This is a genomic window from Rhodanobacter sp. DHB23, assembly GCF_014842975.1.
Classification (GTDB): domain Bacteria; phylum Pseudomonadota; class Gammaproteobacteria; order Xanthomonadales; family Rhodanobacteraceae; genus Rhodanobacter_A.
Genome location: NZ_JACYXK010000027.1, coordinates 285939 through 301001, shown reverse-complemented (window position 1 = coordinate 301001; position 15063 = coordinate 285939). Strand labels below are relative to the sequence as shown.

The following is a 15063-nucleotide window of genomic DNA, read 5'->3' as shown; positions in this document are numbered from 1 at the left end:
CGTTCCGGGCGCTGGCATCCGCGCCGGCCTTCGTCCAGACTTTGCCGCGCATCGACCACCATGCCATCGAGGATCCGCCATGACGCTGCGCAGCGACGCCCACCACTGGGGAACCATCGCCAAGTCCTTCCACTGGGTCGTGGCGCTGGCCATCCTAGGCAACGGCGTGTTCGGCCTGTGCATGGACCTGGCCGGCAACCCGATGCGGAAGATCAACTGGCTGGCGCTGCACAAGTCCATCGGCCTCACCGTGCTGGCGCTGATGCTGCTGCGCCTGGCCTGGCGCTGGCGCGACGGGCGCCCGCGCGAGGAGCTGGCGCCGCGCTGGCAGATGCTGGCCTCGCGCATCGTGCACCTGCTGCTCTACCTGCTGGCGCTGGCGCTGCCGCTCTCCGGCTGGTGGTTCAACTCGGTGACCGGCAAGCCGCTGCAGTTCTTCAAGCTGTTCAACCTGCCCGCACTGGCGGCGAAGGACGACGCGCTGCGCCACTTCTCGCATGCGCTGCACGAATACCTGTTCTGGTTCCTGGTGCTGGTGCTGGTGGCGCACGTGGGCGCCGCGCTCAAGCACCACGTGTTCGACGGCGACGACGTGCTGCGCCGCATGTTGCCGTTCGGCAAATCGCGCAACGACAAGGGAGGAAACCCATGAAAACCATTCATCGCTTCGCCGCCGCGGCCCTGCTCGCGCTCGCCGCGCCCTGCGCCGCGTTCGCCGCCGACTACGCGGTGCAACCCGCCAGCACGCTGGGCTTCACCGGCAGCTTCCAGGGCGCCGGCTTCGACGGCAGCTTCAGGCAGTGGCAGGCCGCGATCAGCTACGACCCGGCCCAGCTCGCGCAGTCGAAGTTCGACGTCAGCGTGAGCATGGCCAGCGTCGCGGTCAGCGACAAGGACCAGCAGGGCGCCTTGCCCGGAAAGGATTTCTTCGACGTGGCGCAGTACCCCACGGCGCACTTCGTCACCACCGGCTTCCGCAGCGTCGGCGGCAAGGTGGTGGCCGACGGCCAGCTCACCCTGCGCGGCGTGACCAGGCCGGTGAGCCTCGCGGTGGACTTCAGGCCGCAGGGCAAGGGCGCCACGCTGGACGTGAGCGGCACGCTCAAGCGCCTGGATTTCAAGGTGGGCGGCGGCGACTACGCCGACACCTCGGTGATCGGCGCCGACGTGAAGGTGCACGCGCACCTGGTGCTGACGGCGAAATGATCCGCCGGTAGGAGCGCACCCTGTGCGCGATTGCTCTGGTGTTTGATCGGAGCAAGAGCCATCACGTACAGGGTGCGCTCCTTACGACGACGCGGTGGCGAGGAAGCCACGCACCGCCGGCGCGTCGAATGGCCAGTCCAGCTCGCGCCCGTCGCGCCCGTCGCGCAGCACCGGCACGCGGGTGCCGTAGCGTCGCTCCAGCTCCGCGCTGTCGTCCACCCACACGCTGTCGAACTCCGGTGCCTGTGCCTCGGCCAGCACCGCCAGCGCCATGTCGCACAGGTGGCAATAGTCGCGCTGGTAGAGGGTCAGGTGGGACATGCGGCTGCGGATGGGCGGTACCGCTCGTAGAATAGCGTCCTGTTTCCGCTATCTGCGAGCGCCGCATGGCCGTCAGCGTATTCGACCTGTTCAAGATCGGCATCGGGCCGTCCTCCTCGCACACGGTGGGGCCGATGCGCGCGGCGGCGCGCTTCGCCGAACGCTGGCTGGAAGAGAAGGGCGTGCTGGACCGCGTGGCGCGCGTGCGCGCCGAGCTGTACGGCTCGCTGGCGATGACCGGCCGCGGCCACGGCACCGACAAGGCGGTGCTGCTGGGCTTCGAGGGCCAGCATCCCGACACGGTCGATCCCGACGCGATCCCCGGCATCCTCGAGCGCATCCGCAAGACGCGCCGCATGCACCTGCTGGGCAGGCACGAGATCGCGTTCGACGAGAAGGCCGACCTGGTGTTCAACAAGCGCCAGAAGCTGCCGTTCCACACCAACGGCATGCGCTTCACCGCCTACGACGCCGACGGCAACGAGCTGGCCACGCGCGACTACTACTCGGTGGGTGGTGGCTTCGTGGTGAACCAGGACGAGGCGGCGGAGGACCGCATCGTCGCCGACACCACCGAGCAGCCTTACCCGTTCTCCACCGGCGACCAGTTGCTGGCGCTGTGCGAGCAGCACCACCTCACTATCGCGCAGCTGATGATGGCGAACGAAAGCGTGTGGCGCCCCGAGGCGGAAACACGCGCGGGCCTGCTCACCATCTGGAAGGCGATGCAGGACTGCGTCACCCGCGGCCTGCGTTCGCCCGGCACCCTGCCGGGCGGCCTGCACGTGGCGCGCCGCGCGCCCGCGATGGCCGAGGAACTGCGCAACCAGCCCGAGGCCGCGCTGAAGGATCCGCTGACCATCCTCGACTGGGTGAACCTCTACGCGCTGGCGGTGAACGAGGAGAACGCCGCCGGCGGCCGCGTGGTCACCGCGCCCACCAACGGCGCCGCAGGCATCGTGCCGGCGGTGGGCCACTACTACCTGCGCTTCTGCCCCAAGGCCGACGAGGACGGCATCGTCGACTACCTGCTCACCGCCGCGGCGATCGGCATCCTGTACAAGGAGAACGCCTCGATCTCCGGCGCCGAGGTGGGTTGCCAGGGCGAGGTGGGCGTGGCCTGCTCGATGGCCGCGGGTGGCCTCACCGCCGCGCTGGGCGGCAGCATCCACCAGATCGAGAACGCCGCGGAGATCGGCATGGAGCACAACCTCGGCCTCACCTGCGACCCGATCGGCGGCCTGGTGCAGATTCCCTGCATCGAGCGCAACGCGATGGGTTCGGTGAAGGCGATCAACGCCAGCCGCATGGCGCTGAAGAGCGACGGCAAGCACCGCGTCTCGCTGGACAAGGTGATCCGCACCATGCGCGACACCGGCCGCGACATGAAGGACAAGTACAAGGAGACTTCGCGCGGCGGCCTCGCGGTGAACGTCATCGAGTGCTGAGGCACGTCCGTTTGACGTTCAGAGCTTCGATGGCGTCATGCCCGCGCAAGCGGGCATCCACCAAATACGGCTGAAAAGCGCTGCCGGAAGGCAACGTGGATGCCCGCCTCCGCGGGCATGACGCCGTCGCGAGACCCCGGTTCCACGGGGCTCAACCCGCCGTCGTGACCTGTGGCGGGTGGCGTCCCGGGGCCGGGTCTGCAACCATTCCCCACTTGTTTCGGGGAATGCGCGGTACGCGCCTCAGGAGTTTCCATGTCTTCCAGCTCGATCCGCCGCGACGTCAGCCCGTTCGCCCTGATGCTCACTGGCCTGGGTTCGATCATCGGCTCCGGCTGGCTGTTCGGCGCGTGGCGCGCGGCCGGGCTGGCGGGCCCGGGCGCGATCTGGGCCTGGGTGCTGGGCGCGGCGATCATCATGACCATCGCGCTGACCTACGCGGAACTCGGCTCGATGTTCCCCGAGTCCGGCGGCATGGTGCGCTACAGCCACTACTCGCACGGCTCGCTGGTCGGCTTCATCGGCGCCTGGGCCAACTGGATCGCCATCGTCTCGGTGATCCCGGTGGAGGCCGAGGCCTCGGTGCAGTACATGGCCGGCTGGAAATGGCAATGGGCGCAGAACCTGTACCTGCACGCCGCGGGCGGCCACGGCGAACTGACCGTGCCCGGCCTGTGGATCGCCGCGGCCCTGGTGCTGCTCTACTTCCTGCTGAACTTCTGGAGCGTGAAGCTGTTCGCGCACTCCAACACCGCGATCACGGTGTTCAAGCTGATCGTGCCGGCGGCCACCGGCATCGCGCTGATCGCCAGTGGCTTCCACCACGAGAACTTCTCGGTGGGTGTGCATGGCGACGCGCACGCGATCGATTTCGCCGCCGTGCTCACCGCCGTGGCGACCGCGGGCATCGTCTTCAGCTTCAACGGGTTCCAGAGTCCGGTGAACCTGGCCGGCGAGGCGCGCAACCCGGGCAAGAGCATCCCGTTCGCGATCGTCGGTTCGATCGGGCTGGCCACCGTGATCTACATCATCCTGCAGGTGGCCTATCTCGGTGCGGTGCCGCCCGACCTGCTGGCCAAGGCCGGCTGGCACGGCATCGATTTCAGCTCGCCGTTCGCGCAGCTGGCGGTCATCGTCAACCTCAACTGGCTGGCGCTGCTGCTTTACGCCGATGCCTTCATCAGCCCCAGCGGCACCGGCATGACCTACACCGCCACCACCGCGCGCATGCTGTACGGCATGGAGCGCAACGGCACGATGCCGAAGATCTTCGGCCACATCGATCCGAAGTCGGGTGTGCCGCGCCCGGCAATGTGGTTCAACCTGGTGGTGTCGTACCTGTTCCTGTTCCAGTTCCGCGGCTGGGGCACGCTGGCGGCGGTGATCTCGGTGGCGACGATCATTTCCTACATCACCGGTCCGGTCAGCGTGATGACGCTGCGGCGCACCGCGCCCGACCTGCATCGTCCGCTGCGCCTTGCCGGACTGCCGGTGCTCGCCGGCGTCGCGTTCGTGATGTCCACCGAGCTGCTGTACTGGGCGAAGTGGCCGCTCACGGGGCAGATCATCCTGCTGATGGTCGTGGCGCTGCCGGTGTACCTGTACTACCAGGCGAAGAGCGGCTGGCATGACTTCGGCCGCCAGCTCAAGGGGGCGTGGTGGTTGATCGCCTACCTGCCGGCCATTGCGCTCGTGTCCTGGGCGGGCAGCACCACGTTCGGCGGGCAGGGGTATCTGCCCTATGGCTGGGATCTGGTGGTGGTCGCGGTGATCAGCCTGGTGTTCTACGTGTGGGGCGTGAAGTCGGGGTGGCGGACGCCTTCGGTGGAGGTGGCTGAGCGGGAGGCGGCTGGGCATTCGCACGGTTAAGGAAGGTCTGATCAATCGGGTTCTTGCTCGTCATTCCTGCGAAAGCAGGAATCCAGCGTCTTTGCAGTTGATGGCCCACAGACGCTGGATCCCGGCCTTCGCCGGGATGACGAGCAAAATCAGAGTTTCCTTAGTTGGTTGGCTGCTTTGATCGCAAGCGACGGAGCGGTTTCGTGCTGCTGTCGCAGCCCGAGTCACTTTTCTCTTGCGTGGCCAAGAGAAAAGTAACCAAAAGAGAAGGCCACCCCGCGGCGGCGCTCTCCGGGCATCCTGCCCTCCGAGTGCGTGAGGCGTGGCCGGGCTTTTCGGCCGGGCTCCTGCCCGGTCGAAAAGGCGAGTCCATCCGTGGACTCGCCCGCTGCGCGGCCTGATCGTCCACGCCTCACCGCCGCCGAGGGGCCCCGGGTAAAGCAGCGCGCTCCAAGCGCGCAGAAGCAATGGCCAGAGGCCGGAGCAGAGCCAAGTCCAAGCAGTGCTACAAGCTACAGCTCGTCATCCCGGCAGAAGTCGGACAAGCGCGAAGTGCGCAGAACGCACGTAGGGCGGCCCCGAAAGGAGGGGCGCAGCGAGTCATCCAGTAGCGATTGTGCTTGTTCGACCCTGCGATCACTGGGTGACTGGCGTCGCGACGTTTTCGTCCTGTTGCTTGTGGTTGTTTGAAAGCAAAAATTTCAACGCGCAATAAAGCGCCAGCGTCGTCCGAAACCCCGAAGGGCGGTGAGGATTACAGGTTTTGTCAGCGCAGCGGCAGCCGCCGCACTGCCCCCATTTGCTAGCATTCACCGAATGCACCGCTCTCCACTCGACATCCTCCGCAACGTCTTCGGCTATCCCGGTTTCCGCGGCCAGCAGCAGGCCATCGTCGAACACGTGGCGGAGGGCGGCGACGCGCTGGTGCTGATGCCTACCGGCGGCGGCAAGTCGCTGTGCTACCAGATTCCCGCGCTGCTGCGGCAGGGCACCGGCATCGTGGTGTCGCCGCTGATCGCGTTGATGCAGGACCAGGTGGAGGCGTTGCGCGCCGCGGGCGTGGCGGCGGCCTACCTCAACTCCAGCCTCGACACGCAGTCGCAGCGCGAGGTGGAGCGGCAGTTCATGGCGGGCGAGCTGGACCTGCTCTACGTGGCGCCGGAACGCCTGCTCACCCCGCGTTTCCTCGGCCTGGTCGGGCAGACGGAGATCGCGCTGTTCGCGATCGACGAGGCGCATTGCGTGTCGCAGTGGGGGCACGACTTCCGCCCCGAATACCGCGAACTCACCGTGCTGCACGAGCGCTTCCCGCAGGTGCCGCGCATCGCGCTCACCGCCACCGCGGACCCGCGCACGCGCGAGGAGATCGTGGAGCGGCTGGCGCTGGGCGACGCGCGCCAGTTCGTCTCCAGTTTCGACCGGCCCAACATCCGCTACCGCGTGATGCTGAAGCACAACCCGCGCACGCAGCTGATGCAGTTCATCGACGGCCATCGCGGCGCGGCGGGCATCGTGTATGCGCTCAGCCGCAAGAAGGTGGACGAGACCGCGGCATGGCTGGCCGAGGCTGGCATCGAGGCCTTGCCGTACCACGCCGGCCTCGACGCGGCCACGCGTGCGAGGAACCAGCAGCGCTTCCTGCGCGAGGACGGCGTGGTGATGGTGGCCACGGTGGCCTTCGGCATGGGCATCGACAAGCCGGACGTGCGCTTCGTGGCGCACCTGGACCTGCCGCGCAGCATGGAAGGCTACTACCAGGAGACCGGCCGCGCGGGCCGCGACGGCCTGCCCGCCGAGGCGTGGATGATCTACGGCCTCGCCGACGTGGTGACGATGAGCCAGATGATCGCGCAGTCGGAATCGGCGGACGAGCGCAAGCGCATCGAGCGGCAGAAGCTGGAGTCGCTGCTGGCCTACGCCGAGGCCACGCGCTGCCGCCGCGAGCTGTTGCTGGGCGCGTTCGGCGAGGACTACCACGGCCCCTGCGGCCGCTGCGACAACTGCGTGGAGCCGCCCAGGACCTGGGACGCCACCGTGCCTGCGCAGAAGGCCTTGTCGGCGGTGTACCGCAGCGGCCAGCGCTTCGGCGCCGGCCACGTGATCGACATCCTGCGCGGCGTGGACAACGAGCGCATGGGCCAGCTCGACCATGACAAGCTTTCCACCTTCGGCATCGGGGCCGACATCGACGAGAAGGGCTGGCGCTCGGTGTTCCGCCAGCTGCTCGCCGCCGGCCTGCTGAGCACGGACGCGGAGGGCTACGGCACGCTGCGGCTCACCGCGGCCAGCCGCGACGTGCTGCTGGGCAAGCAGGACGTGCGCCTGCGCGAGGACGCGAAACCCGTGCGTTCCGCGCGCCGCCGCCGCGACAGCCAGCTGGTGACGGGCGCCAACCTCGGCATCGAGGCCTACGAGCAGCCGCTGTGGGATGCCTTGCGCGCGCTGCGCACGCAGCTCGCGCGCCAGCAGGGCGTGCCGCCTTACGTGGTGTTCCACGATGCGACCCTGCTGGCGATGCTGCGCGCGATGCCGGCGAACGAAGGCGAGCTGGCCCAGGTCAGCGGCGTGGGCGAGGCCAAGCTCGCGCGCTACGGGCGCGACTTCCTCGCGGTGATCAACGCGGCGGAATGAGGCGCTGCGGAGGCGCGCTTGTGCGCGCCGCCGGATGTGCAACGGGTGCGTACCTCAGCTGCGGACCTGATTGGCGTCGAATCTCAGTCGTGCGACGTTACTGGCTCCCTTCACTGCGCGCAGCCTGATTAGCGTCGAATCTCAACCGTGCAACGCTACTGACTCCCTCCCCTGCGTGCAGGGGAGGGCTGGGGTGGGGTTAAGCTCTCGCGAAAGCAATCCATGAGCGTCTTGCGCAAGGTTCCACCCCCTCCCAGCCTCCCCCTGCAAGCAGGGGGAGGAGCAAATCAGTTCGCCGCTGAGACTCGACGCCAATCAGGACCTACGGAACCGGATAGCCGCCATGCACGAAGCACCGCTCATCGCCACCCTCGTCAGCGGCATCGTGCTGGCCTTCGTGTTCGCCGCGCTGGCGCACCGGCTGAAACTGCCCGAGCTGGCCGGCTACCTGCTGGCCGGCGTGGTGGTGGGGCCGTTCACGCCGGGCTACGTGGCGGACGGCCGTATCGCGCACGAGCTGGCCGAGGTCGGCGTGGTGCTGCTGATGTTCGGCGTGGGCCTGCATTTCTCGCTGAAGGACCTGCTGTCGGTGAAGTCGCTGGCCATCCCCGGCGCGCTGATCCAGATGGCGGTGGCCACCGTGCTGGGCGTGTTGCTCGGCATGGCGCTGGGCTGGCCGTTCGCGCAGGGCTTCGTGTTCGGGCTGGCGCTGTCGGTGGCCAGCACCGTGGTGCTGCTGCGCGCGATGGAGGAACGCCGGCTGCTGGAAACCGAGCGCGGCCGCATCGCGGTGGGCTGGCTGATCGTGGAGGACTTCGCGATGGTGCTGGCCCTGGTGCTGTTGCCCGCGGTGGGCGGCGCGCTGGCCGCGGGGCAGGGCGTCTCGTTCGGCGCGCTGGCCGGCACCGTGGGTATCGCCATCGGCAAGGTGATCCTGTTCGTGGCGTTGATGCTGGTGGTGGGCGCGCGGCTGATCCCGTGGCTGCTCGCGCGGGTGGCGGTCAGCGGCTCGCGCGAACTGTTCCGCCTGGCGGTGCTGGCGATCGCGCTGGGCGTGGCGTTCGGCCTGGCCGGTGCGTTTGGCGTGTCGTTCGAACTGGGCGCGTTCTTCGCCGGCATGATGATGGGCGAATCGAAGCTGGCGCACGACGCGGCGGAGGAGACATTGCCGCTGCGCGACGCGTTCGCGGTGCTGTTCTTCGTCTCGGTCGGCATGCTGTTCAACTACCGCGTGCTGCTCAGCGAGCCGCTGGTGGTGCTGGCGGCGCTGGCGATCATCGTGCTGGGCAAGTCGCTGGCGGCGCTGCTCATCGTGCTGGCCTCGCGGCGGCCGCTGCGCACCGCGCTCACCATCGCGGTGAGCCTGGCGCAGATCGGCGAGTTCTCCTTCATCCTGATCGGCGTGGGCGTGGCCCAGCAGATGGTGTCGAAGGAGGCGCAGGACGTGCTGCTGGCCGCGGCGATCCTGTCCATCCTGCTCAACCCGCTGCTATTCAAGCTGCTCGATCGCGCCAGGCCGTGGCTGGACGCGCGCGAGGCGGCGCAGGATGCCGCGGCGGCGGCGCCCGACGAGCCCGTGCCCGAGCAGGCCGGGGACCTGTCCGGCCATGTCGTGGTGGCGGGCTATGGGCGGGTGGGGCGACTGCTGTGCGACGCGCTGCGCGCGGACGGCATTCCGCTGCTGGCGATGGAGCTGGAGCACGAGCGCGTCGAGGAGCTGCGCGCGCAAGGCATCCGCACCATCTCCGGCCAGGCCTCGCGCGACGAGGCGCTGGCCGCCGCCAACCTCGGTGCCGCGAAGGCGCTGCTGGTGACCGTGCCGGATGCGTTCGAGGCCGGCGAGATCGTGCGCGTGGCGCGGCGGATCAATCCCGGGCTGACGATCTGCGCGCGTGCGGGTTCCGGCGCCGGCGCCGCGCACCTGCGCGGGCAGGGCGCGAACCTGGTGCTGTCCGGCGAGCGGGAAATCGCGCGCGGCATGCTCGACCGCCTTGCCGCGGGCGGGGCGGCGGCCACGGCCTGAGTCAGCCCGTCAACAGCCAGTCCTCGTCGTTGCTGCTGGCCTGCGCCAGCCGGGCCGGCGGTTCGGCCAGGTAGCGCCACGCATCCAGGTCGGCCGGCAAGCGTGCGCGCGGGCAACTGGACTGCAGGTACGCCAGTGCCGCGAGCGCGTCGTCGTGCCGCGCCAGCTCGCAGCCTCCAAGCAGGCTGCGCCAGCGCCGTCCGTGCCGCACGATGCGGAACAGGCCGAACTTCGACGGGGTGACGTACTGGGCTGGCACGGCTGCGGCACTCGCGGGCTAGGCGCGAGAGTCTCGCCGCCGCGCATGGCGTGCCGGTGATCCGCGGGTGGCAGGGCGGTGACAGCCGGGAAGCCATTCACAGTCTCCCCGGGCCGCGGGAAGGTTCAGGAGGCGACCGACTCGTCGCTGGCGATGCGGTTGCGCCCGGACTGCTTGGCCCGGTACATCGCACGGTCGGCGGCTTCGCTCCAGTCATGCAGCGTGTTCTCGACCTCGCCGGCCTCGATCAGGCCCACGCTGATCGTGCAGCACAGGCCCGGGCGCTGTGGCCAGCGCGCGGCAGCCATGGTCTCGCGCAGTTGCTCGGCAATGGCCGCGGCATGGGTCCGCCCGCAGGGCAGCATGACGGAAAACTCGTCGCCACCGAGCCGGCCGGCCAGCGCCTCCGGCCCGGCATGCCTGCGGATCAGCGCGGCCAGCCGGCACAGCGCGTCGTCGCCCGCGCCGTGGCCGTACTCGTCGTTGATCGCCTTGAGCCTGTCCATGTCGATCATCAGCAGCGTGCTGGGCAGGCCTTGCGCGCTGCGCTCGGCCAGCAGCCGGGCGCTCTCCTCGCGCCAGTGACGATGGTTGGCGAGGCCGGTCAGCGGATCCTGCCGGCTCAGCGCGGCCAATTGCCGGTTGCGCCCCTGCACCGTGCGGATCAGGCGGTAGGTGCCCAGGCTGACCGCCAGGGTATGCACGACCAGCAGCGGCAGGCAGGCGAGTATCACCAGCGTGCTGGTCTGCAGGCGCACCGCGAAGCCGGTGGGCAGGCCGCCGACCAGCACGCCAAGCAGCATGACCGGCAGCGAGCGCAGCCACAGGCCGCGGATGCCGGTGTTGATCTTGTCGGCGGTGGCCACGGTGGGGAGCAGCACGGCCGGCAGCAGGTTGAAGTGCATCAGCGGCACCCACAGCCCGGCGAGCAGCGAATCGACCATCAGGTTGTGCAGCTCGGCCTGGAACGGCGTGGCGCTGCGCCTGGCCAGCCAGCGGGCCAGCTGCGGCCAGATCAGGCCGGTGAACGCGAGCAGGGCCGCCAGCCAGGGCGACCAGCCGTTTTCGTGCAACACCGCCGCGATCGGCAGCGCCGCCACGCCCATGCCCAGCATGCGGAAGCGATGGACGCGCCGGGACAGCGTCGTCTGCGCGACGCGCTTCGGTTCGTGCGTGGGTTTGCCCTGTCCTGCCGACTGCCGTGCCACACCAAACACTCTCGACGTGCGAATGCCCGAACCCCCTGCGGGTTCCCCGGGCCGCACCCGTGAAAGCCGGCCGAGGGCGACAGTAGCGCAAATAAAAACGGCCCGCATCGCTGCGGGCCGTCTGAACATGGTGGCCGGGGACGGAATCGAACCGCCGACACGGGGATTTTCAATCCCCTGCTCTACCAACTGAGCTACCCGGCCAAAGCATTTCGGCAAGCCGCGTATTAAAGCGGCGGGTGGCGGGGTTGTCAAGGGACGGCCACGTTCCGCTGGCGTCGCCGACGCGGTGTCCGCAGGCCCGTAGCGCAAGGCTTTCCGCGTATCCGCATGCCGTGCACCGGCGGCATCCGTTGCGCCATGCGATGCCCTGGCGGCACCGGCCCGGCGCGCGCAGCGGCGTGGGACTGTTATCGTGCAAGCCCGTATCCGCCATGATCGAAAGCAACGATGCCAGCCATTCCCGCCAACCTGGACATCTCGCCGCTGCGCGACGCGGGCGAAGCCGGGCAGGCGGCAAGCTGGGTCTACGACGAATGGGCACATGCCGAATCGGCCGCCGTCTGGGCCGAGAACCGGCACGATATCGCGCAATCGCTGCAGGCGTCGGTGCACGTGCCCAAGTTCTTCGGCGCGCGCGTCGACGGCGCGCTGGCGGGCATCGCCAGCATCGTGCCGCACGATTTGCCCACCCGCCCCGGGCTGGGGCCGTGGCTGGCCAACGTGCTGGTGTTGCCGGAGTGGCGTCGCCGCGGCATCGGCGCCGCGTTGGTGCAGTACGCCATGGACTATGCCGTGGCCCTGGCGCCGGCGCTCTACCTGTACACCTTCGACCAGGTGGAGCTGTACCGGCGCCTCGGCTGGCGCACGCTGGAAACGGACAGCTACGTGGGCCGCCCGATCACCATCATGCGTTACCCGGCTGCCTGACCGCGGTGGCGGCGGCCTTCTGCCGGTCCAGCCAGTCCTGCGAGCCCACCTGCTCGCGCAGGCCTTCGCGCAGCAGGTCCAGCAACTGGCCGGAATAGCGATAGCCCTCGGACTCGGGCTGCAGGAACGCGCGCATCACCGGGCTGCGGTTGTACAGGCCCTGCATGTAAAGCACCCACACCTGGTAGGTTTCCGCATCCAGCGCGCGGCGGTGCAGGATGATGTTTTCCATGTGATCGCAGATCAGCTCGTTCACCGCCAGCACCTTGCTGCGCAGCGGCTCCGCGTTTGGTGCCTCGACGCCGTCGTAGAAGAACGGCCGGCACTCGGGGTTGCCGATGAAGGTCTGCAGGATGCCGCCGCCCACGTTGTAGATCTCCCAGCTGGTCTGCGTCTCCAGCGCCTCGCGGTCGCCCTGGAGCTGGTTGCGGATCAGCAGGAAACCCAGCGCCGCCACCGCAGGTGCGGCCCATGTGCCAAGCATCGTCCATTCTTCGAGCGTCAACACCTGTATTTCCCCTGTTCGGTCAGTGATCGCCGGACGACGCGATGCATGCCGCCCGCGGCCGCTGGGCCGCTGCTTGCGTGCATGGAATCGTCGGCCGGAATGCCGTCGCAGCCGGGAATCCGGACGGCCGGACTCCCGGGTGCGCATCGACGGCGCAGGCTATCACGGGCGGTGAAGCCGGCGGTGCCGATGCCTATGGCATTCGATCGATGCGAAGCGGCGTTTGCGCCGCCGTCCATGCGGCATGCCGGACCGGTCCCGGCCCGGCCAGGCCGTCGTCAGGATTCCGCGTCGGGCGCGGTGTAGCCGGTGGCCTGGTCGACCTCGCCGCCGAACAGGAATTTCTCCATCTGTTCCGCGAGGTACTTGCGCGCCGCCGGGTCGAGCGGGTTGAGCCGGTTCTCGTTGATCAGCATGGTCTGGTGGGCCAGCCACTGCTGCCACGCGGGCTTGCTGATGCCGGCGTAGATGCGCTGGCCCAGCGGGCCGGGCCAGGGGGCGAAGTCGAGGCCTTCGGCGTCGATGCCGAGTTTGGCGCAGTGGACGATGCGGCTCATGCGGTGGATCCTTCGAGGTTCTGCAGCAGCTTGCGCACGGGTGCGGGCAGGCCGAGCGCGGCCTGCGTGCCGGCGTCGCACCAGCGCAGGTCCGGATTATCGGCGATGCCGCGCGCGGCCGTCGCGCCGTCGAACAGCAGCGGTTCGACGCGCAGCTTGTAGTGGCTGAACACGTGGGTGAAAGGGGCGAGCGCCTGCGCGTCGTCGATGCGTGCGTGCCGCCGCGCATGGCGCCAGGCGGCGTCGATGTCCGCGGCTTCGGGCAGGCTCCACAGGCCGGGCCACACGCCTAGCGGGCCGCGCCGTTCCAGCAGCACGTGGCCGCGCGCGTCGCGCAGTATCAGCATCACGGTTGCGCGGGTGGGCGTGGTCTTCGTCGGCTTGGGCGAGGGCAGCTGAGTGACGAGGCCGTCGCGCAGGGCGATGCAGTCCCCGGCCAGCGGGCAGGCTGCGCAACGCGGCCGGCTGCGCGTGCACACGGTGGCGCCCAGGTCCATGATGGCCTGCGTGTAGTCGGCCACGCGCGCAGCCGGGGTGTGCGCGTCGGCGTGCCGCCAGAGCTGCTTCTCCACCGCGCTTTCGCCGGGATGGCCGTGGATGCCGTGGTAGCGCGCCAGCACGCGCTTGACGTTGCCGTCGAGGATGGGGAAGCGCAGCCCGTGCGCCTGCGCGAGGATGGCGCCGGCGGTGGAGCGGCCGATGCCAGGCAGCGCGGCCAGCGCGTCGAAGTCGCGCGGCAACTCGCCGTCGTGGCGTTCCACGCAGAGCTGCGCGGCGCGCTGCAGGAAACGCGCGCGGCGGTAGTAGCCCAGGCCGGACCACAGCGCGAGCACCTGGTCTTCCGGCGCGGCGGCGAGGTCGCGCAGGGTGGGCAGCGCGGCGACGAAGCGCTCGAAGTAGCCGGCCACGGTGGCCACCTGGGTCTGCTGCAGCATGATTTCCGACAGCCACACGCGGTAGGCGTCGCGCCGGCCGTCGTCCAGCGCGTGCTGCCAGGGCAGGTCGTGGCGGCCGTGGTCGTCGAACCAGGCCAGCAGGGCATCGGCGAACGGCTTCACTTCGCTGCGCCGCCGCTGCCGGGCTTGTCCGCCGCGCTGCTGGCGGCGGCGGGCACGGCGTCGCCGGCCTGCACGTCGAGGCCGGTGATGCCGAGGCTGCCGATCTGCAGTTTCGACAGGTGCAGCGTGCCGCTGCCGGGCGGAAGGCCTGGCTGCACCGCCGCCTGCGGATCGCTTGGCGTGCCGAACGTGCTCCACCAGTGCGCCAGCGCCAGCGGCGGCAGGCTCATGTCGGCGTGATTGTCGGGGCCGTCCAGTTTCAGGTGCAGCAGCAGCGGGTCGGTCTGGTCGGCGGGCGTGAGCGTGAGCGCGACGTCGTAGCTGCCGGCATCGGCCTGGTCGAGCCTGCCGCCGAGTTGCGCGTCCGCGTTCGCCCCGCCGCGCCAGCGGGCGTCGCCGTGCAGCGCGAGCGTGCTGCCGCTGCCCTGCGACAGGTGCAGCTGGATGTCGTCGAGCTGCAGTGCGTTGCCATGGATGCGTGGCGTGGCGGTGAGCCGCATCTGCAGCGGCGCGCCCGAGGCGGTGGTGGCCGACATGTCCAGCGGGAAGCGGCGGTCGGGCGTCAGCGTGCCGGCGGTCAGCGTGACGTTGTCGAACAGCAGCTCGTCGCCATGCACCACGCTGCCGTGCTCGATGCGGATGCCGGTGTCGATGCGCGGCAGCGCGGGCGGCGCGTTCGCCGGCTGTGGCGGCTGCGTGGCGAGCCAGCCCTGCAGGGCGCCGAGGTCGACGCGCGGCCCGTCGACCTCCATCTGCTTGATGGCGGCGGGGCCGCCGAGCAGGGTGCTCCATGGCAGCACCAGCCGGCCGCTGGTGGCGAACAGGATGGGGCTGTCCGCGCCTTCGGCGACGAGGGTGATGCCGTGCAGTTCCAGCGCCGGGCGCGGAAGCACGCTGGGGCTGGCGGGACTGTCCAGGTTGAGCACGAGGCCGGCCTGCCGCGCCTGCTCCTGCAGCATCGCGGTGAAGCGGTCGGGGCGCAGCAACAGGTAGACCGAGATCGCCACGGCCAGCAGCACGGCGAGCGCCAGTGCGCTCGCGGCCAGCAGCAGGCGTCGCAGCCGGGGCGCCACGT

14 protein-coding genes and 1 tRNA gene are annotated in these 15063 nt (G+C 69.6%); 7 read left to right on the top strand and 8 right to left on the bottom strand.

Going from position 1 to position 15063, the window contains the following annotated elements:
- Positions 1-79 precede the first annotated feature (79 nt).
- Positions 80-652 (top strand): cytochrome b, encoded by a 573-nt coding sequence (locus tag IHE47_RS11285; protein ID WP_192105983.1) that lies wholly within the window; start codon positions 80-82, stop codon positions 650-652.
- Entirely contained in the window at positions 649-1206 is a 558-nt protein-coding gene (locus tag IHE47_RS11280; RefSeq protein WP_192105982.1) for a YceI family protein, read from the top strand. Before IHE47_RS11285 ends, IHE47_RS11280 begins: the two co-directional genes overlap by 4 nt.
- Positions 1207-1287: 81 nt before the next feature.
- Here the strand turns inward: IHE47_RS11280 and IHE47_RS11275 are convergent, their stop codons facing one another.
- Positions 1288-1527, bottom strand: coding sequence for a glutaredoxin family protein (locus tag IHE47_RS11275; protein ID WP_192105981.1), 240 nt, complete (start codon positions 1525-1527; stop codon positions 1288-1290).
- A 65-nt stretch (positions 1528-1592) separates the two neighbouring features.
- On the opposite strand from IHE47_RS11275, the gene IHE47_RS11270 reads away from it, so the two are divergent.
- The 4 genes from IHE47_RS11270 (at position 1593) to ybaL (ending at position 9468) form a co-directional block, all read left to right on the top strand.
- A complete protein-coding gene (locus tag IHE47_RS11270) occupies positions 1593-2975 on the top strand; it encodes an L-serine ammonia-lyase (RefSeq protein ID WP_192105980.1) in 1383 nt (460 codons plus the stop codon).
- 255 nt (positions 2976-3230) lie between these two features.
- Entirely contained in the window at positions 3231-4844 is a 1614-nt protein-coding gene (locus IHE47_RS11265; RefSeq protein WP_192105979.1) for an APC family permease, read from the top strand.
- A 786-nt stretch (positions 4845-5630) separates the two neighbouring features.
- Positions 5631-7445, top strand: a complete 1815-nt coding sequence (recQ, locus tag IHE47_RS11260) for a DNA helicase RecQ (protein WP_192105978.1) — start codon at positions 5631-5633, stop codon at positions 7443-7445.
- Between the two features lie 343 nt (positions 7446-7788).
- The gene (gene ybaL, locus IHE47_RS11255) at positions 7789-9468 is read left to right on the top strand and encodes a YbaL family putative K(+) efflux transporter (protein WP_192105977.1); all 1680 of its coding nucleotides are present in this window, start codon (positions 7789-7791) and stop codon (positions 9466-9468) included.
- Between the two features lies 1 nt (position 9469).
- Here the strand turns inward: ybaL and IHE47_RS11250 are convergent, their stop codons facing one another.
- The 3 genes from IHE47_RS11250 to IHE47_RS11240 all read right to left on the bottom strand — a co-directional run bounded on the left by IHE47_RS11250 (position 9470) and on the right by IHE47_RS11240 (position 11139).
- Positions 9470-9727 (bottom strand): hypothetical protein, encoded by a 258-nt coding sequence (locus tag IHE47_RS11250; protein WP_192105976.1) that lies wholly within the window; start codon positions 9725-9727, stop codon positions 9470-9472.
- Between the two features lie 125 nt (positions 9728-9852).
- A complete protein-coding gene (locus tag IHE47_RS11245; RefSeq protein ID WP_192105975.1) occupies positions 9853-10935 on the bottom strand; it encodes a sensor domain-containing diguanylate cyclase in 1083 nt (360 codons plus the stop codon).
- Positions 10936-11063: 128 nt separating this feature from the next.
- Positions 11064-11139 (bottom strand) — tRNA-Phe (locus IHE47_RS11240).
- 246 nt (positions 11140-11385) lie between these two features.
- On the opposite strand from IHE47_RS11240, the gene IHE47_RS11235 reads away from it, so the two are divergent.
- Entirely contained in the window at positions 11386-11865 is a 480-nt protein-coding gene (locus tag IHE47_RS11235; protein WP_192105974.1) for a GNAT family N-acetyltransferase, read from the top strand.
- Here the strand turns inward: IHE47_RS11235 and IHE47_RS11230 are convergent.
- The 4 genes from IHE47_RS11230 to IHE47_RS11215 all read right to left on the bottom strand — a co-directional run bounded on the left by IHE47_RS11230 (position 11843) and on the right by IHE47_RS11215 (position 15061).
- Positions 11843-12373, bottom strand: coding sequence for a hypothetical protein (locus IHE47_RS11230; RefSeq protein WP_192105973.1), 531 nt, complete (start codon positions 12371-12373; stop codon positions 11843-11845). The genes IHE47_RS11235 and IHE47_RS11230 overlap by 23 nt on opposite strands.
- 278 nt (positions 12374-12651) lie before the next feature.
- Positions 12652-12930 carry an oxidative damage protection protein gene (locus IHE47_RS11225; RefSeq protein WP_192105972.1) on the bottom strand — a complete coding sequence of 93 codons (279 nt, stop codon included), beginning with the start codon at positions 12928-12930 and terminating at the stop codon, positions 12652-12654.
- Positions 12927-13988, bottom strand: a complete 1062-nt coding sequence (mutY, locus tag IHE47_RS11220; protein ID WP_192105971.1) for an A/G-specific adenine glycosylase — start codon at positions 13986-13988, stop codon at positions 12927-12929. The genes IHE47_RS11225 and mutY overlap by 4 nt, the downstream gene beginning before the upstream one ends.
- Positions 13985-15061, bottom strand: coding sequence for an AsmA family protein (locus tag IHE47_RS11215; protein ID WP_192105970.1), 1077 nt, complete (start codon positions 15059-15061; stop codon positions 13985-13987). The genes mutY and IHE47_RS11215 overlap by 4 nt, the downstream gene beginning before the upstream one ends.
- Positions 15062-15063: the final 2 nt, after the last annotated feature.